The 21589-nt window shown below is 56.5% G+C and carries 15 protein-coding genes and 1 tRNA gene; 9 read left to right on the plus strand and 7 right to left on the minus strand.

The features are described 5' to 3' along the window. Nucleotides 1-201: 201 nt before the first annotated feature. On the plus strand, nt 202-3342 hold the full coding sequence (gene drmD / locus J0L72_08570; protein MBN8690831.1) for a DISARM system SNF2-like helicase DrmD: 3141 nt from the start codon (nt 202-204) through the stop codon (nt 3340-3342). Further along, a complete protein-coding gene (locus tag J0L72_08575; protein ID MBN8690832.1) occupies nt 3339-7445 on the plus strand; it encodes a restriction endonuclease in 4107 nt (1368 codons plus the stop codon). Before drmD ends, J0L72_08575 begins: the two co-directional genes overlap by 4 nt. Here the strand turns inward: J0L72_08575 and J0L72_08580 are convergent. Continuing rightward, a complete protein-coding gene (locus J0L72_08580; protein MBN8690833.1) occupies nt 7442-8131 on the minus strand; it encodes a terminase in 690 nt (229 codons plus the stop codon). The genes J0L72_08575 and J0L72_08580 overlap by 4 nt on opposite strands. Before the next feature lie 114 nt (nt 8132-8245). Between J0L72_08580 and J0L72_08585 the strand changes: the two genes are divergently transcribed. Genes J0L72_08585 through drmC form a run of 5 tightly spaced genes read left to right on the plus strand, consistent with a single transcriptional unit; the run spans nt 8246 to nt 16421 of the window. After that, on the plus strand, nt 8246-9676 hold the full coding sequence (locus J0L72_08585; protein ID MBN8690834.1) for an HD domain-containing protein: 1431 nt from the start codon (nt 8246-8248) through the stop codon (nt 9674-9676). Then, complete coding sequence (locus J0L72_08590) at nt 9673-10245, plus strand: hypothetical protein (GenBank protein ID MBN8690835.1); 573 nt, start codon at nt 9673-9675, stop codon at nt 10243-10245. The genes J0L72_08585 and J0L72_08590 overlap by 4 nt, the downstream gene beginning before the upstream one ends. After that, entirely contained in the window at nt 10245-13784 is a 3540-nt protein-coding gene (gene drmA, locus J0L72_08595) for a DISARM system helicase DrmA (protein MBN8690836.1), read from the plus strand. The genes J0L72_08590 and drmA overlap by 1 nt, the downstream gene beginning before the upstream one ends. After that, nucleotides 13781-15640, plus strand: coding sequence for a DUF1998 domain-containing protein (locus J0L72_08600; protein MBN8690837.1), 1860 nt, complete (start codon nt 13781-13783; stop codon nt 15638-15640). The genes drmA and J0L72_08600 overlap by 4 nt, the downstream gene beginning before the upstream one ends. Beyond that, complete coding sequence (gene drmC, locus J0L72_08605) at nt 15633-16421, plus strand: DISARM system phospholipase D-like protein DrmC (protein MBN8690838.1); 789 nt, start codon at nt 15633-15635, stop codon at nt 16419-16421. Before J0L72_08600 ends, drmC begins: the two co-directional genes overlap by 8 nt. On the opposite strand, the gene J0L72_08610 is transcribed toward drmC, so the two are convergent. From J0L72_08610 to J0L72_08620, 3 genes are all read right to left on the minus strand, one after another. Continuing rightward, nucleotides 16418-17614 (minus strand): DNA cytosine methyltransferase, encoded by a 1197-nt coding sequence (locus J0L72_08610; GenBank protein MBN8690839.1) that lies wholly within the window; start codon nt 17612-17614, stop codon nt 16418-16420. The genes drmC and J0L72_08610 overlap by 4 nt on opposite strands. 124 nt (nt 17615-17738) lie before the next feature. Further along, complete coding sequence (locus tag J0L72_08615; GenBank protein MBN8690840.1) at nt 17739-18299, minus strand: recombinase family protein; 561 nt, start codon at nt 18297-18299, stop codon at nt 17739-17741. A gap of 188 nt (nt 18300-18487) precedes the next feature. Further along, nucleotides 18488-18715 (minus strand): hypothetical protein, encoded by a 228-nt coding sequence (locus tag J0L72_08620; GenBank protein ID MBN8690841.1) that lies wholly within the window; start codon nt 18713-18715, stop codon nt 18488-18490. Nucleotides 18716-18899: 184 nt separating this feature from the next. Between J0L72_08620 and J0L72_08625 the strand changes: the two genes are divergently transcribed. Then, nucleotides 18900-19448: a hypothetical protein gene (locus J0L72_08625; protein MBN8690842.1), complete on the plus strand. Its 549-nt coding sequence runs from the start codon at nt 18900-18902 to the stop codon at nt 19446-19448. 155 nt (nt 19449-19603) lie between these two features. On the opposite strand, the gene J0L72_08630 is transcribed toward J0L72_08625, so the two are convergent. Beyond that, a complete protein-coding gene (locus J0L72_08630) occupies nt 19604-20311 on the minus strand; it encodes a hypothetical protein (protein MBN8690843.1) in 708 nt (235 codons plus the stop codon). After that, a complete protein-coding gene (locus tag J0L72_08635) occupies nt 20304-20975 on the minus strand; it encodes a hypothetical protein (GenBank protein MBN8690844.1) in 672 nt (223 codons plus the stop codon). Before J0L72_08635 ends, J0L72_08630 begins: the two co-directional genes overlap by 8 nt. A gap of 71 nt (nt 20976-21046) precedes the next feature. On the opposite strand from J0L72_08635, the gene J0L72_08640 reads away from it, so the two are divergent. Beyond that, nucleotides 21047-21358 (plus strand): helix-turn-helix transcriptional regulator, encoded by a 312-nt coding sequence (locus tag J0L72_08640; protein MBN8690845.1) that lies wholly within the window; start codon nt 21047-21049, stop codon nt 21356-21358. Between the two features lie 103 nt (nt 21359-21461). Here J0L72_08640 and J0L72_08645 read toward each other — a convergent pair. Next, a tRNA-Arg gene (locus tag J0L72_08645) sits at nt 21462-21537 on the minus strand. Between the last annotated feature and the right edge of the window lie 52 nt (nt 21538-21589).

Consider the following 21589-nt stretch of genomic DNA (forward strand, 5'->3'; position numbering starts at 1 on the left):
TGGTTTCTTCCTCTTAACTCTCCTAATTGGGATTACCCATAACTATTCATCCCTAAGCGCCGCACTTTGAACCTGAGAGCCTGCAGAAATTTCGCACCAGCGCACTAAGGCAGGTCGACCACAAACGCGGTTTTGCGAGCCAAATGCTTTGCATGAAGTGCTTCATCAACAACACACCTCGGTCCATAATCACTCAAGGCCATGGAGTCCATCATCACCATCCCGGAAGTAGGTCAGCTCGTCGAGGTGCGTCGGCGACAGTTCGTGGTGACCAGGGCTCGTCCATCCGGCCTGGACGGAGTAGAAGCGCAAACTGTGCTTGAACTCGCCTCTGTAGAGGACGATTCCTCTGGAGAGCAACTCACCGTAGTCTGGGAATCTGAAATCGGGGCCAGACTCGGCGAAGCCGCATCAATTCCAGAACCCACTCGATTCGACGACCCGGCCCAAATCGACGCATTCCTGTCCGCAGTCCGCTGGGGCGCCATCAGTTCTGCGGATACTCGCACCCTCCTGGCCCCTTTCCGCAGCGGAATCGAAATCCACGACTACCAGCTTGAGCCGCTTGTCCGCGCGCTCCAAATGCCGCGCGTTAATCTGCTCATCGCAGATGGCGTTGGTATCGGTAAGACGGTGGAAGCCGGACTCGTCGCGCAAGAACTCATTCTCCGCAATCGCGCCCATAACGTCCTCGTGGTTTGCCCGGCCACACTGCAAATTCAGTGGCGCGACGAAATGCGGGACAAGTTCGGTCTTGAGTTCCGCATCGTGGACAGCGATACGCTCAAGCAACTTCGGCGAGAGCGCGGCATCCATGTCAACCCCTGGAAACACTTCCCACGGCTCATCACCAGCATCGACTTCCTCAAGCGTGAGCGTTCGATGCAGCTGTTCCGCGAGCTACTCCCACCAGATGGTCGACCAACCTACCCTCGGACCTTCGACTTGATGATTCTTGATGAAGCCCACGGCTCCGCGCCATCCGGTTCAGGAAAGTATGCGACCGATTCTCAACGAACGTTGGCCATCCGAGAATTAGCCCCTCACTTCGAGCACAAGATGTTTCTCTCGGCCACCCCGCACAACGGATACTCCGAATCCTTCACCGCGCTCCTTGAACTCCTGGACCCCCAACGTTACGTTCGTTATCGAGGCTCAAATGATGCAGACAAGGTCGCCCAATACATGGAGCGCATCAAGGACCAGTTGCAATCGGTCACGATGGTGCGTAGGCTCAAGGACGACATCCCGCCGCATGGCGATGGCACACCACGCTTCCCCGCGCGAAAACTTGAGCGGCTAGAGGTCGACTATATGGAAGCGGAGCGGAATGCCCATGAGCTCCTGGAGAATTTCTTCAAATCGAGAGCAGAAACTCAAGGCAACCACTCCGGTCGCTATGCGACCGAGTTCATGCATAAGCTGCTCAAGAAGCGGCTGTTCTCGAGTCCCCTGGCATTCCACGAGACGCTGTCCAAGCACGCCAACACGCTACGACATGGCCGCGGAGAGCAGGCAAAGAAGGTTGACCCCGACCTCCTCAAAAAGCGCATCGCTGCCCTGGAAGAATCCACGTCGAACGAGCAAGAACGGGAGGAGCGAGAAGACGACGCGGTCGTGGAAACCACGCGTGCAGCGGCCCCGCTGACACCCGAGCAAGATAGTCTGCTCAACGAGCTACTTCGCTGGTCAGAGCAAGCTTCTCGGAGCGCCGATGCGAAGACCCGCGTCCTCTTGTATTGGCTCAAGAAGACCCTGAAGCCCAACGACCAGTGGAACGACGAGCGGGTCATTCTCTTCACCGAGTATCGCGACACCCAGAACTGGCTGTTTCAGTTGCTGAATCAAGATGGCCTGGGTGATGTCGGTCGACTTGAGACCATGTACGGAGGCATGGATGACGACAAGCGCGAGGCGCTCAAAGCCGCCTTCCAAGCCAACCCCGCGCAATCACCCCTACGCATTCTCCTCGCCACCGACACGGCTAGCGAAGGCATCAACCTTCAGAACCACTGTAACAAGCTCGTCCACATCGAAATCCCCTGGAATCCGAACCGGATGGAGCAGCGCAACGGGCGCATCGACCGCCACGGCCAGAAGCGACCTTGCGAGGTGTACCACTTCGTTGGCCGAGGATTTGAAAGAGGCGGACTTGAAGCAGACCTCTACTTCCTATTCCGAGCTTGCCAGAAGGTCAACCAAATCCGAGAAGACCTCGGCAAGGTCGGTCCCGTCATCGAGCAGCAAGTCGAGGAAGCCATGCTTGGCAAACGAACCGAGCTTCAGACGACTCAGGCCGAGGCCGCATCGACTCCCATTCGCAAGTTGCTCACCGCAGAGCGCAAGATGCGAGAGCAAATCGAGTTGCTTCGCAACCGACTGGAGGAGACCAAGCGAGACCTTGGCATCTCGCCCGAGGCCATCCAAGCCGTAGTCGAAGTCGCGCTCGCACTTGAAGACCGTCCCGGACTAGAGCCGGTGCAAGTCATCGGAATCCCGAAGGCGTTCAAGATGCCTGCGCTCACCGGACCCTGGGAAGCCGCCCGAGCAGGCAACCCCCATCCGTACACCCAAGAGCCGCGGCCCATCGTTTTCGACCACGCCTACGTGGAAGGCCGTGATGATGTCGAACTCATCCACCTCAACCACCGCCTCGTTCAAATGTCGCTCCGACTCTTGCGTGCGGAAGTCTGGAGCAGCGGCAACCGTCGAAAGCTATCTCGAGTTTCCGTCAAAGTCGTCTCCGACACGTACCTAAGCACACCTGCTTTGATTGCCTTCGGTCGACTCGTCGTTCTAGGTGCGACCCACCAGCGACTCCACGAGGAAGTCATCACCGCAGGTGGCATTCTCAGGCCGGGTGGGATTGCCCGCATGAAGGTCGAGGACGTCCAACTTGCCCTTGAGCATGCTGAGAATGGGCTTGTAAACAAAACCTATCTTGAGCAAATCCAGACAGACTGGCCAAGCCTCGGCCCCGCGCTTCAGAACGCCCTCGACATCCGCATGCGCGAAGTCACCCGCAACCTCGAAGGCCGCTTCCTAGAAAAGGCCGACCGAGAAAAGAAGGACGTCGAGAAGATTCTCCGCGAACTCGATGCCACCATCCGCGCCGAACTCAAAGAGCCAGACAACCAGCTGACGTTCGAATTCAACGAACTTGAGCGCGACCAATACCGCCGAAACGTCGATGCCATCCGGCTCCGTCTTGAGGAAATCCCGGCTGAAATCGAGGAGGAGAAACGACTGGTCGACCGCCGCTACGAAAGCCCGACGCCACGCCTTTTCCCGGTCTGCGTCCTGCTCGTCGTGCCCGACACCATGGTAGAGGGAGCGAGATGAGAAGGCCGCCGAAACTTGAGTGGATGGGGTTGATGGATGTCGTCGGCCCCTTCGTCACCCCTGCCATTGTCGCCGAGGCATTCCCCAGCGGCCTCGAAGGTCACGACTCCGGTTTGCTCAAGGGACTCCGTAGCGCCTACAAAACCTGGGAAGACTCCGACGACCCCGTCTGGCATAGAGAGTGGGTCAATGTGGTCCTCAGCAACGTCCTGGGCTACCAAGAAAAGCACATTCTCCAGGACCAGGCCATCCCCGAGTCCATCAACTACGTCGACCGGACCCATCACACCACCATCCGGCCAACCTTCATCATCCATCAACCCGAATTCCCCGACCGGGGCCGCATTCTCGTCATGCGACTGCCCAAAGGTGAGTCGACCTCCAAGCCCAAAGCGGAAGCCAAGTGGCAAGCCTCGCCCATCAGCCAGATGCAGATGCTGCTCCAGGCGAACAACGAGAAAGTCGGCTTGGTCACCAACGGCGAAGAATGGGTTCTGGTCAACAACTGCGGAACCGGTGCCGTGGGCTTCGCCACCTGGTACGCCTATCTCTGGCTTGAGGAGCACGACACGCTCCGCAGTTTCCGGTCGCTCTTGTCCATCCGACGTGTCTTCGGCGGCGAGCCCGGAAGTCGACTAGTCGACCTTCTCGCGAAGGGTGCCGAAGACCAACAGGATGTCACCGACCGCCTGGGCTATCAAGTCCGCCGAGCGGTCGAAGAACTGGTCGGCGCCTTCGAGCGGCTCGACCGCGACTCCAACCGAGAACTCCTCAAGGGCGTTGGAGAAACCGAGGTCTACGAAGGCGTGCTCACCGTGATGATGCGTCTGGTGTTCCTCTTCTGCGCCGAGGAACGCGGGCTGCTCCATCTAGGCGAAGACCTATACGACCGGTTCTATGCCGTCTCCACGCTCCGCGAGCAGTTGCATGATGACGCAAGCAAGCTCACCGAGGAAGTCCTCGACCGTCGCTCATCGGCCTGGTGTCGGTTGCTGGCGACCTTCCGCATGGTCTACCAAGGAGTCGCTCACGAAGACCTGCGCATCCCTGCCTACGGCGGAACGCTCTTCGACCCCGACCGATTCCCGTGGCTCGAAGGCCGGCATGCCGATGGAACCAACGAGCCGCCTCACGTCAGCGACCGCATCGTGTTGCACCTGCTCGACTCGCTCCAGGTGCTGCGCCAGGGCCAGGAAGCCCGCAAGCTATCGTTCCATGCCCTCGATGTCGAGCAAATCGGCCACGTTTACGAAGGCCTGCTCGACCACACAGCGAAGCGAGCGCTCAAGCCCGTGCTTGGTCTGGTCGGCAAGGAAGGCGACGAACCCGAAGTCGACTTGGAGACGCTGGAAGCCAAGGTCGCTGAAGGTCGCGACAAGTTCATCGTGTATCTGAAGGACCAAACCGGCAAGACCGAGCGTGCCCTGGGCAACTTGCTAGACCAAGTAACCGATGCCGAGAACCTCCGTAAGTTGCGGGTGGTCTGCGGCGACGACCACGACCTCTTCGAGCGGGTCAAACCGTTCGCCAACCTGATTCGCGAAGACAGCTTTGGCAACGTCCAGGTCTATCCCGAGGGCGCGCTTTACGCAACCGTGGGGAGCGACCGGCGCAGCACCGGCACCCACTACACGCCGCGCATGCTCACCGAGGAAGTCGTCAAGTACGCTCTGGAGCCGCTGGTCTATGTCGGCCCCGCCGAGGGGTTGCCCGAGGAGGAGTGGACGCTCAAAGATGCCAAGGCTATCGTCGACCTCAAGGTCTGCGACATGGCGATGGGTTCGGGTGCATTCCTCGTGGCGGCCTGCCGATTCCTTTCCATCAAGTTGGTGGAGGCGTGGGCGGTTGCCGAAGAGAAAGCCGCCCGCCGACTGGGCTTCTCGGCCGAAGGTCACTTCTTCACCCATCGCATTGAGGGCGACCACCACGCCAAAACGCCTGGCACGACCGTCGCAACACCGTTTGGCGATATCGCCGTTGCCGACCCGAGCCAGGAGTTGATTCCAAACGATGCCGAGGAGCGGTTGGCGATGGCGAGGCGCATCGTCGCTGACCGATGCCTCTATGGCGTCGACCGGAACGCGATGGCGGTGGAGATGGCGAAGTTGTCGCTCTGGCTTACCACCCTGCGCAAAGACCGGCCGTTCACCTTCCTCGACCATGCCCTGCGCCATGGCGACTCCCTGCTCGGCGTCACCGAGCGGCAGTTGGAGTTCTTCAATGTGAACCTAGAAGAGGATAAGCAGTCACAAGCCCTCTTCTTAAGGTGGGTGCCGGAGTACGTCGAGAAGGTGCGCAACCTACGCCAACAGATTGCCCGCATCCCCAGTCACGACCCCGAGGCGATTCGGCGTAAGCAGAGGTTGTTCGACCAGGTGCGAGAATTGGAGAAGCCGCTCAAGTTTGCCGCCGACGCTCTATTGGCGTGCGAGCTTTCGGAAGGCAATGCTCAGAACACATTGGTAGGACGGACAAAGGTGCAGATGACCTTGACCGAGGTTCCCGCAGGAGACCGCGTCAAGACGGTCTATCCAGAACTATCTGGACGACCGACTCTTCACTGGGAACTTGAGTTCCCGGATGTGTTTGACCAGGGCGGATTTGATGCAGTCGTTGGCAACCCGCCTTATCAAGGTGGCAGGCAAACCGCTACACATCAAGGACCAGACTATCACGCTCTGATTTGTCTTATCAACCTAGTGCCCGGAACGGTCGACCTAGTTTGTCACTTCTTCAAAAGGGCGTTCCTGCTCATCGGCAACGGAGGTGCTGTTGCAGTTGTTTCGACAAATTCTGTTAAGGAGACTTCGAATCGGGAGGCTTCGCTAGATTTCGTCCTTAGTTCCGGGGGGGCAATTTACCGTGCCACATCCGAGGCTCACTGGGGCGGAGCGGCGGCGGTGACGACTCTAAATGTCTGGATTTACAAGGGGCCCTGGGATGGTAACTACTTCATCGACGGAGCAAAGGTCGAGACAATCCATAGTTCGCTCGATGCTGATGTTGACTTGGCTCAGATTGAAAAACTGAAGCACTCTTTCCGCTACTCAGAAGGAACCAAACTGTATGGAGACGCCTTCATAATTAGCAAAGCCCAGCTAGGTACCATTCTGCGTGACAATCCAGGGCTCGGCGATTACCTACGTGTCTATGTTAACGGAGATGTTTTGAATGACACTCCCGACTGCGTGGGAACGGATGTCGTTGTGGACTTCGGTGAACTAGACGTCCAAGAGATTTCTGGTTGTGAAAGTATCATCAGAACTCTTTCATCGCAAGTAGCATACGAGCGCAGAAATCAGACTCGACAAATCCACGAGCATCGCCCTTGGCTTCATTGGGATAAGCGCACAAGATTCTTTGAAGAGGCAAGGAGCCGAGAACGCATTCTTGCCTGCGCAATCGTTTCGAGGCGACTGATGTTTGACTATGTCGACCCTCAAAAACTGTTCGCCCACGGTATCAAGTTGTTCTTGGATGATACTGGCTACCTGCTTGCGGTGTTGCAATCGAGTATTCACACTGCGTGGTCTCGGGTGGTCGCTTCGCGCATGAGACAAGAGACGCGATACTCGACCACCGACTGCTTTGATACTTTTCCATTTCCGCCATTTTCCCGCGAGTTAGCCGAAGCTGGCAATCAGCTTGATGAGGCAAGGAGAGCTAGTCGTGAGAATCGGCAAATCGGACTTAACGGGCTATACGCGCTCGTCGATGATATCAACTGCCAAGAGGAGGACATCGTGGCAGTTCGACACGCAATTGTTTCGGTTGACGTGGCAGTTGCGTCGAGTCTTAGCTGGGACCCGACTTTCCTTGAGCATGGCTTCCACCCTTGGCATCCTGGAACGAGATTCACCATCTCGCCCCAGGCCCGCAAAGAAGTCCTCCGCCGCCTGCTGAAGCTGAACCACGAGCGCTACACCGAAGAAGTCGCCGCCGGCCTTCATGACAAGAAGGCTAAGAAATCCTCCGCCACCCCCGGCTCAACCCCCAAACGCGGCCGCAAACCTAAATCCTCGCAGCCGGATGCTACCGACCTCACCTCCCCCCGCCGCAACCTCTTCGACACCCAACTCACGTTCGGTGAGGTCGACAACTAGACAATATGGGTCGGCCAGAGACGCTCAATTTGATGGTACATCTCCATCAAGAGGAACTTCTCGCGTCCGATTGCGTCCTTAAGGTCCTTCGGAAAGCGGGCCATATCTTCATAGGTTGCTAAGACCACGAACTCCACTTGGTCGTACTCAAACTTGAAGTCGTACGGAACGCGCCATTCACGCTCGTGGGAGTAGTCGCAAGTCGACTTGTTCTCCCAATGGGCGTCTCGATACGCCTTAGGAGCATAGCCAGGCAGGAATGGCGTGATGAATGAATAAACATGAGAGTGAAAGCCTTTGCGGGGCTTTTCAATATCGCAATCCTCTTGGTGAATGAACTCACCCTGCTTCGTAAACAGGTCAGGTTTGACATACAGGGCCGGACCACCTCCTGTAGCGAAGATTCTAGGCTTGGCAAACCCGACCCCATAAGCAGAATAGGCGTCGCAATGACTTGGAAACGACCACCAAGGGCACTCCGTCAAACATACGGCCTTTGCGCCTGTCCAAGGCATATTGGTGGCATAGACTGTTTTGGACTGCAAGATGCCGACGAGCCGGTCAAAAGCGGAAGCTGGAATCTTAGAATAAACTTCGTTCTCCGCGCCCTCAGACTCACCATAGGGTCTAGCGTCTTTGCAGAAGTGTGCAACATAGTCTGAAAAATCGGGGCGATTTCCACGCATAGCCCATTATGAATGAGGCAACACATCGTTTCAACTGGCTCGAGGTGCCAAAATCGGGATTCAGGTTGGTTCGAATCTCCGCGGCGTTCCGTCCTGAATCTTGCTCCTCTCCAAATGGCCGAGTATCGCGACCCCAAATACCTTTCTGATGGCGACAATCCGATTGACCGGGTGCGTTGTCCCATTCACGGGTTTATCAAATATTCGCCCAATGAGCGACTCATCATCGACTCGCCCTACTTCCGACGACTCAGGCACATCCGGCAACTAGGCCTCACGGAGTACGCGTATCCGGGTGCAAACCACTCTCGCTTCGAACACTCTCTCGGTGTGATGGCCATGGCATCTGCCATGTTCGATAGCCTGGCCGCCAAGAAGGGTGAAACCATGGAGAAGGAACTCGAGCAAGTTCCCTGGTTTGCGGAGGATACGCTAGCCAAAGCACGCCAGGTCGTCAGGCTTGCCGCACTGCTCCATGATACTGGCCATCCTCCGTTCAGTCACGGCGCAGAGCATATGTGGTCGGCGGGTGGGCATGAGGAGTGGAGCATCAAGGTCGTCAAGGACCCTGAGTTCCTCGGCAAGCTGATTGATGAGACATGGGTCGCAGGAATGGCCGAGCAGGTTGCGAACCTGCTGGTTAGCGACGAGTCGAAAGGCGACCTCCCTCCCCAGTCGATGTTCCTGAAGGACATCATCTCCGGTCATATCGACGCCGACCGAACCGACTACCTGCTTCGGGACTCGCACCACTGTGGAGTGGAATACGGTCGCTTCGACCACCGACGCCTCATCGAGTGTTTGACCTTACGTCAACTGAGTGGTGGAGGAGTTGAAATCGCTATCGAGGCCGATGGAATTCACATGGTCGAGGCGCTCATCATGGCTCGCTTCCAGATGAACGCCCAGGTGTATTTCCACCGGATTCGTCGCATTTACGACCACTTCCTGATTGAGTATCACGACGCTTTGGACAAGAGCAGGGACGGCTTACCGCGAGATGACGTTCTGTTGCTTAACGACGTGACGATGATGAATAGGATGTATGCCGACGGAGCCAGACCGCCTGAGGGATGGGAGACTTCCTGGAACGAAGGATACACCGGGGATGAGTCCGCTGACGAGGCGGTTGCTTTGAGGAAGCGGGCATACTTCGCGAAGCGAATCCTTGAGCGAAATCACCCCAAAGTAGTGTTTCAGACTGGGGATTTTGCCAATGCCAAGGCGCTCGATGAGGCGCGAAGGGTTGCAAAGGCACTGAAAGCAATGTATACTGATGTCTACATATATTTGGACGAGATGGGGAAGAAGCCTGTCGCCATCCACAAGTTCGAAGTGCCGGATGGGGACGACTTGGACTTCAAGGGTGCCGAGTTTATGGTCATCGACAAGGTGGGTCAAGAGAAGCTTGTGACCGCCGACAGCAAGGTTTTGTCACGAATCCCTCGCGGCTTCCGGTGCCTGCGTTTGTTCGCCGACGTGGCGAACCAGGCTCAGAAGCAGGAGATTGAGGCGTTTGTGGCCAAGGTGAGGAGTGGTAAATGAAGGTGAAAATTGAGTTCGATTGGAGTTTGAGTCCAGAACAAGCAGTTCTGGCCGAGGTCGTGAAGCGGAGTCACGAACTTAAGCATCCCCTGGGTCGCACGGCGTTGCAGAAGATTCCTTACTTCCTGAAGCGCCACGGTGTTCCCCTGTCTTACTCATTCGACCTTTACCACTATGGGCCGTTCTGCCAGGAAATCCTGTGGGATGCCGAAATGCTGGCCTCAATGGGAGTGATTGTCGACAAGGGCGGCTACAACGGCGGTTCTAGTTACGAGGTTGGGGAGAGCTTTGAAGCTCGAGTTACCGAACATCGAGAATTCTTGAATGAGCATGCCGACAACATCACGGCAGTGGTGAACTTGCTTTCAGGCTTGGACGCCTCCACCTTGGAAGTAGCTGCGACCATCGACTATTTCTATCGTTATGTCTCGGCCAGCGATGCTCCGAGCCCACGCAAGCTGGCCGTTTTGGAGCGTTTTTATGAGGCCAAGCCCAAATACAAAGCTAAGCAGAAGGACGTAGAGCGACTGTATGACCAAATGGCAGCCATCGGCATGGTCGGGGCGTAATGTCTGTTCCCGAATCCCAAATCCGCGACGAGTTGCTTGAACTCGCCATCCGCGACCTTCTAGGGCCAGCAGGTGGACCGCACGAGGAGCTATCCCTCGACGCTGAGTACGGTCGGCTCATGAAGCCGACCGACCGGTACTTGCTCGGCATGCTCGCGCCTCGAGACACCGCTCTTCCCGAGACTGAACTCAACGGCCCTGTTCCGACCGAAGTTGAAGACGACACGACCGATGACAACGTCGACCTCCAAACTCCAAAGGGCAAAGTAGACCCAGGCAAGTCGAAGGGAGGCGGGTTTGGAAAGTGTGTTGAGGAGGATGACGAGGAACCTGAAGTCGACCCGAGCAAATCCTACTTTCCCTCATCATTTGGCTTGACCTTTTGTGTCCGGAAGGACGTCGGCCGCATTGTCGTACAGGGCGAATGGGGACAATATATTCGCGAAGAGAGCGAGACCCTGACCGCCAAGGACGACCCGAACAAGAAGCTCATCGTTTGGAAGCGCTATCCGCGTGGTGGCAAGGTTGAGTTGACTTTACGAGCAGGGCCCATTCGAGGTCTCCAACTCGATGCAGGATTCCCGAATGTCGTGGTCACGGGCCGTGTGGTCGAGCGTGAGGACGACTGGCTTGTCACCCTGCTTCTCACCAACAACCAGGGTCCCGCAGAGAGCAAGGTCGAGACCATCACCCGATGGTTGTTCCAGCCGGTTCTAAGCGTGGAGTCCTTGGATGGCTCCGGCGCCTTCATCAAGCGGCGCCGACGCATTCGGTACGAGAACCTTGACCCGTTTGAGAAGAACGAGGTTGAGGAACTTGAGATGTCGTACCGCAAGCGGGTCGAGTTCGCGGTCGGCCACGGAGTTGCTGTCGATTGGAACCGCAACCTCGGCAAGTGGGATTCTACCGACCGAATCTGGACGACTTGCGTTCCGGTCACGGAGGTTCCCAAGGCCACCCACAGCGGGCCCGAGAACGAACCGCTACTTAAGGGATTGGTCACCGACATGAAGGTGCTGTCGGAGACTCCAACCGATGAACTTAAAGACAAGCTCATGCCGCTTGTCGACGGCTATCGAAAATGGATTGAGAGCGAGGAGGCTAGAGTTGAGGTTGCCACCGAGGGCTTGGGCGAGTTTCGAGATGCAACTGAGCGAGTGCTCAAGCGAAGTCGCGAAGCCGCCGACCGCATCGAAGCGGGGATTCAGATTCTGCTTGACGATGAGAAGGCCGCGGATGCCTTCCGATTTGCGAACCGGGCGATGTATCTCCAGCGCGTCCACACGATGCTCTCTGAGGCTAAGCGCCGCGAGGAGTCGAAGACCCTGGCCGACTTCGACGAACCCAAGAACAGAAGTTGGCGCGCATTCCAGCTCGCATTCGTGTTGTTGAACCTGCCGTCCTTAGCGAAGCCAGGGCACTCTGACCGATTTGAAGACGGGGCAAACGAGCAGGTTGCCGACCTCTTATGGTTCCCAACGGGTGGCGGAAAAACGGAAGCTTATCTCGGCCTGACGGCATTCACGCTCGGCATCCGCCGACTTCAGGGTGATTTGGGTGGTTTGCGAGCAGATACCGGTGTGGCAGTCCTGATGCGCTACACGCTCAGGCTCTTGACCCTTCAACAGTTCCAGCGAGCAACCGCGCTTATCTGCGCTTGCGAGAGCATCCGACGTGATGAACCGAGTAAGAAGTGGGGTACTTGGCCGTTCCGAATCGGATTGTGGGTTGGGCAAGCAACCACTCCAAACAAGACGTCTGATGCTCAGGACCAAGTGAGCAACGATGGGTGGGGCCGTGGTTCGGTTCGGCAGCTCACCAACTGCCCGTGGTGCGGTAGCCCCATCGACTTCAAGCACAACGACATTGAGGTCGTCAATTCGGTTGCAACCAAGAGGACGTACATCTTCTGCGGTGACGATGAGGGGATTTGTCCATTCAGCAAGGCGAACAGTCCGAAGAACGGTTTCGACGGCGGCTTGCCGGTGGTGGTGGTTGACGAGGAAGTCTATCGGCTGCTTCCCAGTCTCGTTATCGCAACGGTCGACAAGTTTGCGCAGATGCCGTGGAATGGAGAAACCCAGATGCTTTTTGGCCGCGTCGACCGGTTCTGCGTTCGACACGGGTTCTTGTCGTCCGAGAGCGACCACGACTCGAACATGCACCCAGCGCATCGAGGACTGCCTGCCGTTACTGTGCAGCCCCACGGCAATCTCAGGCCTCCCGACCTCATCATCCAGGACGAGTTGCACCTAATCAGCGGGCCGCTGGGTTCTCTCGTGGGAATCTATGAAACGGCGATTGACGAACTCTGCTCCTGGGAACACGATGGAGTGAAGGTTCGCCCGAAGGTCATCGTGTCAACCGCCACGGTCAGACGCGCAGGCGACCAAGTCAATCGGCTCTTTGCGCGCAACCTTAAGGTGTTTCCACCAGCGGGGATTGATGTCGAGGACAACTTCTTCAGCAAGCAACCACAAGCGACTCCCGACAATCCGGGCACCAAATACGTTGGAATCTGCAGTCCCGGCCGGAGGCTGAAAGCAGCTCTGATTCGCTCCTATTGCGCGGCGATGGCTTCGGCGCAGTTGATGTACGACCCTTCACGATACGGCAAGACTGCAGACCCCTGGATGACGGCGGTCGGCTACTTTGGGTCTATTCGAGAGCTGGCGGGCATGCGCCGTCTTATCGACGACGACATCCATCAGAAGCTTTGGAGGATGGACAGAGTCGGTCTAGGACAGCGGTCGATTCGGTCGTACGAGGAGTTGACTTCGCGGAAGTCGGCCGGCGACATACCTTACATCTTGGACCGCCTTGAGAAGCAATTTACAGTGGAAAAGACTGGGGTTACTCCATACGACATCCTGCTCGCCACGAACATGATTTCAGTCGGTGTCGATGTGAAGCGCCTTGGTCTGATGATTGTTGCGGGGCAACCCAAGATGACCGCCGAATACATTCAGGCTACTAACCGCATTGGCCGTTCTCATCCGGGTTTGGTGTTCACCGTTCAGAACTGGGCGCGACCTCGCGACCTGTCTCATTACGAGAGCTTCAACTACTTTCACTCGACTTTCCACAAGCATATTGAGACGCCTTCATTGACGCCATTCTCGGATGGAACTCGAGAGCGAGCCCTGTCTGCCGTGCTGGTCAGCGGAGCGAGGCTACAAGGTCGCGAGCTCAATCCGAACTCCTCGGCTTCAACCGTGGACAACCACCGCCCCATAACCGATGTGGTCGTCGACGCCATCGTTCGGCGAGCAGAAAACGTACAGAGCGCAGAACTCGGTCAGCTTGTGCGGAGTGAGGTTCGCAGCCGGGTCGACAAGTGGAATCTTGAGGTGCGAAGGCGCCGCGACGCTGGCGCCTCGGTTGCCTACAGGCAGTCTGGAACTGAGGTGGCCCTTCTCAAGAAACCCGACGACGGGAAGTGGCAAGACTTCACATGCCTCAACTCGCTCCGGGAAGTTGAGCAGAGTTCCGCGTTCGTGATGCACGAGCTGAGTTCGAACTCGGAGGATGAGGAATGAGCCGGTCCAACGTAGGTCAGGTGAGACGAAGTCAAGCCATCAGCCCGTTCGGAGTTGGGGCGATGGTCGACTTGCCGTACGTGTCCGGAATTGTGCTCGGCCTCGACTACTGGAAGACGCGCGCCGAGGATGAAGTCAACGAGCCACGGCTATTGCAGACCATTCGACGGATGTATCCCACGGTGGAGCGCATCATGGCACCGGCTCTCTTGCACGAAGACTCTTCGGGGCAGCAAGTCGAGACAGTTGGTGTTCCGGTTGCTCCGTTTCCTCGTTGGATGGTCTGCTCGGCTTGTCGACTACTCGCCCGCTATGACTCGGGATACTTCCAGTCGATTTCAAATCCTTACCGACCGGAAGAGTTCAAGTACGTGCATAAGCACTGCACGAAGCAGCCAAACATCGCCGACAAGAACAAGCGACCGGTCATTCCAGCCCGCTTCTTGGTGGCCTGCGAGAACGGGCATCTCAACGACTTCCCATGGCGTGAGTTCGTCCACGGTGGCCCGTCGGACTGCAACAAAGAACTCCGACTCATCGAATATGGCCTGGTAGTTGAGGCATCCGACATCGAAGTCACCTGCGCATGTGGTGCCAAGCAGCGCATGTCCAAGGCCTTCGGAACGAATTCGCTCCTCAACATCATCCGGCCAAAGTGCGATGGGCACCATCCTCATCACCGCTTGAGGAGCGAGGTTGCGGCTGATGACTGCAACGAGGTGCCACGGACAATTTTGCTGGGCGCTTCTAACAGCTGGTTCCCAATCACCCTGTCTGCCATTTCCGTTCCCAGCGCCATGAGCGACTTGGAGCAAAGGCTTCAAGACAACTGGCCCGAGTTTCGCGACATGGTCGATATTGGCGACCTGAAGTACGTCATGCGAAGGAACCAGTTCGACTGGCTAACTGGGCTCGAAGCTGAGCCAGTATGGGAGGCAATCGGCAGGGTCAAAGAATCAAGCGAATCTGAGGAAATCGGTTCGCTCAAAGACCCCGAGTGGACTGTCTTGAGCGCGGCAACCCCAACGCGGCATCCTTGGCTGCGGACCGCAATCACTCAACCACCTCCCGGATTCGATGATGTCATCGAAAAAGTCGTCTTGGTTGAGCGGCACCGCGAAGTGAGGGCGCTTGTAGCATTCTCAAGAATTGATGCCCCTGGCGACATGTCTGAGTTGGATTCGCTTCCAGCGGAGCGCAGAGCCAGGTTGTCCCGAGCTGCTCCCAATTGGGTACCTGGAGTTGAGTTGCGTGGCGAAGGAATCTTCATCCAGTTCCGGGAGGATGCCCTCCGTAGTTGGGAAGGGCGCGACGATGTCAAGCGGAGACTTGGGGTTTTGAACAGCGGGCACGACCTCTGGTGTGACCGGCGACCATGGCTTGACCCAAGGCCGCCCGGTCGCCCGGCTCGCTACTATCTGCTGCACTCCCTAGCCCACCTCCTCGTTCGCGAGATGTCGATTCGGTGCGGCTATTCTGCGGCCAGCCTGCGAGAGCGGCTCTACGCATCGATTTCCCACGATGGAGGTGGCAACATGGCCGGAATCCTCATCGTCACATCGACGCCGGATAGCGAGGGGACGTTGGGTGGCTTGGTAGGGCTTGGGCAGCCAAATGAGTTGGCACCACTGTTGCGGTTGGCACTTGAACGTGCGTCCTTGTGCAGCTCGGACCCTCATTGCTCCAGCCACGACCCAAAGCACGATGCGAAGCTTCATGGGGCTGCATGCCACAGCTGCCAGTTTCTCCCCGAAACGTCGTGCGAAACGGGAAATCGGTACCTTGACCGGGTTTTGGTGGTGCCAACCTTGAACGAACCCGAAGTGGCATTCTTCAGGGAGCATCACCTTGAATGATTCGTATGATGTCGTGGCCGATGTGGCAGCGAAAATTGCGAGAACACTCTCGGCTGGCAACTTGAGCAAACTGCTGCAACAGGCAAATCGCGAGACGCCTGCCGTATCATTTCTGAACACGTTGGCCGCGGACTGTCGCCAACTAGAGCAGCGTTTGGTGCTGCAAAGTTCAGCTTCAAAGCTTGGTTTGGATTGCCTAGACCTTCGAGCAAGTGAGGTTGCAATGGTGGTTGCTGCTGCTCGTAGACAGATGACCGCGACAAGCCTGGAGGTCGTCTGGACGGGCCCCGCAAGCGTGGCTTCGGCCATGCGCGGGACCGAGCAGGTCTTGCTTGAGGTTATCGACAGCGCCAAACGAGAGTTGTTGGTGGTCGTCTACGCCGCATTTGATATTCGAAACATCGTCGCCGCGATTGACCGAGCGATAGCCCGTGGGGTTGTCGTCACCGTAGTGGTCGAGAGTCTCAATCCAAAGACAGGAGAGCAGAAACCGAACTTCATGGCCTCATTTTCGGAGCCAATCCGAACAAGGTCCCGGCTACTACATTGGCCGCTCGCCACTCGCGACACCGATGAGAATGGACGAGCAGGATGTTTGCACGCGAAGGTTGCCGTTGGGGACCGAGAGGTCGTATTCGTCACGTCGGCCAACTTAACGGGGGCCGCCATGCGCGAGAACATGGAGATGGGGCTTCGAGTCGACAACTTCGAATTGGGTGAGCAAGTCGTCACCCACTTTGAGCGGATGCGAGATGATGGCGTCCTGGTCCAGCCGACCTAGGTTATCGACTCACGGTACGAGCGAAGCGCATCCAGAAAGCCCGGCGGGAATCTGAGCGAGCTGTTCTCTGCTCGAGTAACAAAGCCATCACAGGCCCTGAAGCTGAGAGGAACCAGAGGCTCAGTTAGGAACTGTTCTAGAGGAGTCAACGGCTCTAGGTCAACGTGGGTAGGCAGGTTGACTCCAAAACGACCACTGCCAACGTTCCACGCTGCAGTGGGCCAACTGCCATCAACGACAGGAACTCCATCAACTTCCGGTGACTCAGTCGAGCTTGAAGTCGCAAGCCCCTCACCAATCCAAGCCGACATTCGAACATTGACTGCGTTCCCAACGAGTCGCCAGCGTGCGTTTCTACCCAAGCCCTCGGCCCGCTCAGTCCATCCGGGCTCGAACCCTTGAAGTCGCTCAGCATCGGCTATGGTCGGAGTGCCAACTTCACCGGATGGAAGTAGGATGGCCGGAGAACTTTTGATGCCGAGTCGAGACCCAGGCTTCAGAGGGGGAATGGCATCGCAAACCAAACCGGACCCGGTGTTTCCTTCCGTCGAGTAGAAACCGATGGTGTTCATGCCCACGACTGGCTTGCGTTCGTTTCGGGACTCAGCGGCAAAGTCCCTGAACATGACCGACCGAGGGTCTCGTTCTCGAGATGCATACAAAATGACTCGAGGGCGTCGTTGAGGGATACCGAACGAGCGGGCGTCAATCGTGCGGTATGCCCACCGGAAACCGGCATGTTCCAAAGCCTCCGTGATTTCCTTCATCGCCGCACCTTTGCCAAGCCTCAGCATGAAAGGCACGTTTTCAAGGAGCAAGTTCTTTACTTCACTTGATGCGACGACCTGCAAAACGTGACGAATCAACCCTGATGACTTTCCGTCCAACCCAACCATCGGCCCGGCTTGCGACAGGTCGACACATGGGAATCCTGCGGTCACCAGGTCGATTGCAGAGTCAATTCTTTTCAAGGAAAGAATATTGTCGTGGACGCTTACCAAAGGGAAGCGATGTCGAAGGACCACCTTCGCGGCCTCGTCGATTTCGTAGGCACCTACTGTGTGGTGTCCTGCAGATTCAAGGCCTTGTTCTATTCCGCCGACGCCCGCGAACAGTGCGAGCACATTCAATCTCTGGCGCGGACACTGTGTAAAAGCACTGTCCGCGCTTACCTCATTTGCAGTCAGTGACATCGCCATCAGGCCAAATTGTACAGTAAAGTGCTTCTAAATCTCGAGCCCCCTTGCAACCCGGATTCCAAAGAACTGATTGATTTTCAGAATAGAATCGACGAGGGACCCCGGAGTGTCTGGTCTTCTAGCTTCCTCCCTGTTCGAGTGTTGACCGATAGAATGTTGAGCGTGAACAACCGAGGATTCGGCATGCTTCGTCGACTGGCATGTTGCGGTCTCCACGTAACTTGCGTGCCAGCTCCAGTTTTTTGCCTGTGAGGACGGCTCGGCGACCGCCGCATCGTCCGCGCGCACGGGCGGCGGCAAGGCCAGCGAGTGTACGTTCGCGGACGAGGTCCCTTTCAAACTCCGCAAGGCTCGCTACGATGTTGAAGAATAGTCGACCGGATGGATTGGTTGTGTCGATTCCTTCGGTGATTGAGCGGAAGCCGACTCCGCGTTCCCGAAGTTGCTCCACCAGGTCAACCAGGTGTCGCAACGAGCGACCAAGTCTGTCCAGGCGCCAGACGACGATTGTGTCACCATCACGGGCAAACTCCAACAGTTCGTTGAGACCCGGCCGGTCGATGACCGACCCGGAGACCTGGTCGCTGTAGATTCTGTCGCAACCGACCTGGTTAAGTGCGTCGGTTTGAAGAATAAGGTTTTGTTCGTGAGTGCTTGTGCGCTGGTACCCAAGGTTCATTTCTGCTCCTGCATGCCATCACTCATCAACTTGACGTTCAAAGTCCTCGTTGATTGTGGGATGCAGGATTGGGACGCAGCGTTGAGTTCACGTCCAGGGCCGCAGATTTCGCTCCACAAGCGTGCCGCAACCGGTCGTTTGTGAGACGCTCAGATGGCGCGTCGACGAGCGACAATGCATCTTTGAGCTCAACTGCCTTTTCTGAACACCCGGTCGATAATCCGCTTTCGCAACTCCTCGTGGTCGTCGGGGTCTAGAACCTTGTTTATCTCGTGCGCAGCGAACTCGGTCATCCCGACCCTGCTCCAATCGCTGACCGTCCGATTGGCAAAACCTGCGGCCTTGATGATGTTGCTGTGCTCTTGGGGACTGAGACGAATGACGATTTGCTTCGTGCGGTTAGGCTTGCGGTCCATTCTGTATACATTGTAATGCAGTATTGCAATGTCATGCCAGCCGAAAAAATCTCTATTTCAACCTAAATTCATGCATTTTGGTCGATTTCGCATCGGCCCGGCCTCGGAACCGCGTTTGCGACAGTGAGTTGAGATGCTGACAAATGGGGCGGCTCTAATACTGCCTGCCAGCAAGGAAAAATCTATGAGGAAAGTACAAAAACGACAATCGACACTTGATATCAAGCTCTCAACTTCACTCTCCATCGGGCAACTGCGCAATGAACAGTCCAAGGCCATGCAACGCTTGATGACCTGTCTGGGCCACTCTCGACCGGTGTACCACTGTTCGCATCCGATTCATGACATTCAACTCCTCTTTCTTGAGGTCATCGTTGCTGCAACCAACTTAGGTAGTACGGCGAGGTGGAAGGAAATGCCTCAGGTTGGTTCCAACCCAAGCCCGGAAGAGCTCAAGGAGCTCTTCAAACTCTTCGGTCAACTCAACGAAGTCATCCAGCCGCGAGCGAAGATGTTCGAGCCAATCTCTGGGAAAAACAAAGAGTGGCGGCGCTTGGGCGAGGCCATGCATGCGCTATATAGGTGCTTGCAGTGTGAGAACATGATTGTTGGGGGCGAGGAATGGGAGGACACCGTGATGACTCAGCAACTGGCAGAAGGCTTGAGTCGGGCAGAGGCGGGTGAGCAAGCCGCGGTGGACTTCGTAAGGGAAAAGTGGGGTGTAGCGAGCTAGACACTTGACTTCAGCCTGCGCGTAATGCGCAGGCTGATTCAATCGAAACGGCGAATGATGGTACTAACGTCGGAGACTGCGCATGCGCGCGGCTGAAGTTCGCATACCCGACCGGGTCTCTGCACACGCTGCCGATGGCAATTCCGGCCCGTTGCTTAGGGAAAGTGTCGCCACCCAAAAAGGAGAAGGGCTAACCAAACGCCTGCCGCAACCACGAATGGGATGCCCCAAGCTCGGCCATCACCGCCAGTACGACGAAAAATCAGCCAAGGGACTAGCCAAGAAATCGCGACTAAGAATACGGGAACTACGACCCAGCCAATCAGTCCCGAGTCACTCGCGACCCTATGCGGAATCAAGACAACTCTAAAAATCGAGTCACTCTCTAGGCTTTGCGGTGACCGGTTGTAGTCCCCGCTTCTGAAGTATGGCTTTGAAATGATAGTTTGCGGAATTCCATAGGATAACAGCGCAGCAATTCCCAAGAAATACAGATACATCAACAGTTGCTCTTTGGTGTTTGGCGAATTCGGGGTTCCGTATTGGCCATCAAAATCCTGAACTTTTCCGGTGCACCTTTCTGCGCTCGGTTGGTCAAGCTCAGGTGTAAATATGGAATCGTCGCCTTCAACTCGTTGAATGTCTGTCGCTGGCCCTGAGTTTTGGGAGTGGCGCCTGAGGAAGAAGACATCAAGGCCCGGAACTACAACAGCGGGTATTCGTCGTTCTTCGCCCTGGATTGATACTGCCGTTTCCCTCGTCACGATGCCGGTGGTAGCCCACTCCTTGAGCGTGGCGACATCTACTGGACCAAAGGTCGTTCCGTCAGGTTGGTGGACAATGTAGCTGGGGAAGTCAGACACGTCCCACCTGCCTAAGTGAATTCTGCCTTCGCCAGCAATAGATAGCGAATGCAATCGGCACCAGCCAGACCAGCACGGTGAAGCCAGTATCAAGCCCGCCTTCTGACTTACTTGGGGTCTCCAAAGCTCTTCCGATAAAATTGGTTACTGTCCCCAGGCAGCCTGCCACCAAACCAACCGAGAATGCCCAAGGTCGAGAGCGAATCAGCCCGATGAAGGCGGTTGCCATCACAAAGTTGACTAACCAAGTAAGAACAGCGCCTACCATATCTCCGGCAGACATGGTGTTGCCCCCCAATGCGACCACGAGAATCAGGCCGAAGAAGACGAGAACGCTTAGCAGGACACCAATCCATCCGACAACAACATCAGATTTGCTGCTAGTGAATATATTCCGACCGGAGCCTTTGATTATCGGCGTAACACTTTGTGATGGAGACAGTGGTCGTGAAGGCTGAACCGGAGCCGGAGCTGAAGTTGGACCGAAAAGTCCCTGGATTGACACGGCTGGCACGCGTACTTCCGAGCCGACAATGCTTAGAGCAGTTGTCTTGCTAACCACACCAGCTTCGACCCAAACGCAAAGGTCATCTAGCGAAGCTGGCCCCAGTTCACTCCCGTCAGGCATGTGAACTAGGTAACTCGTGCCTGGATTGTGGGTCATGCCACGACTTCCATATGTCTATTTTGGACATGTCAGGGTTGGAAAGTCAAGCTCATGCAGCGACGCTCTGCATGCTTAAATCAATCTATTCCCCCGAATACCGAACGATGGTTCGCCTGCTCCGCAAGACGCGGGAGCAACGCGGCCTGACTCAAGAGCAAGTTGCCAGGTCACTTTCCATTACTGCATCTATGCTCAGTAAATGGGAGTTGGGGGAAAGGCGAATCGACCTTCGCGAGCTGGACTTGTATCTGCGAGCATGCGAGGCTGACCTGGTCGACTTTGTTGCCTCCTGGCAGCAAGCTATCCGGGAGAACAATGTAGTTGTGGGCATTGAAGTCAAGCTCAGAAAGGGAAGACCAGTTCCCAAGAGTGCGAGGTAACACCAAGAGCATTGGGGTTAATGTTGGGGTTCTCCGCGAATACCTGCGGATAATGGCGAACAAATCACCCCAACAATCAAGAAATATTTGAACCTATTTGAACTGGCGGCCCCGGAGAGATTCGAACTCCCGACTCACTCCTTAGGACGGAGGCGCTCTATCCACTGAGCTACGAGGCCGGAATGAGATAAGTATGACCGATGCCGGGCGGAAGGCGCACCAAATGCCATT

The organism is Armatimonadota bacterium, from assembly GCA_017303935.1.
Taxonomy (GTDB): Bacteria; Armatimonadota; Fimbriimonadia; order Fimbriimonadales; family Fimbriimonadaceae; genus JAFLBD01.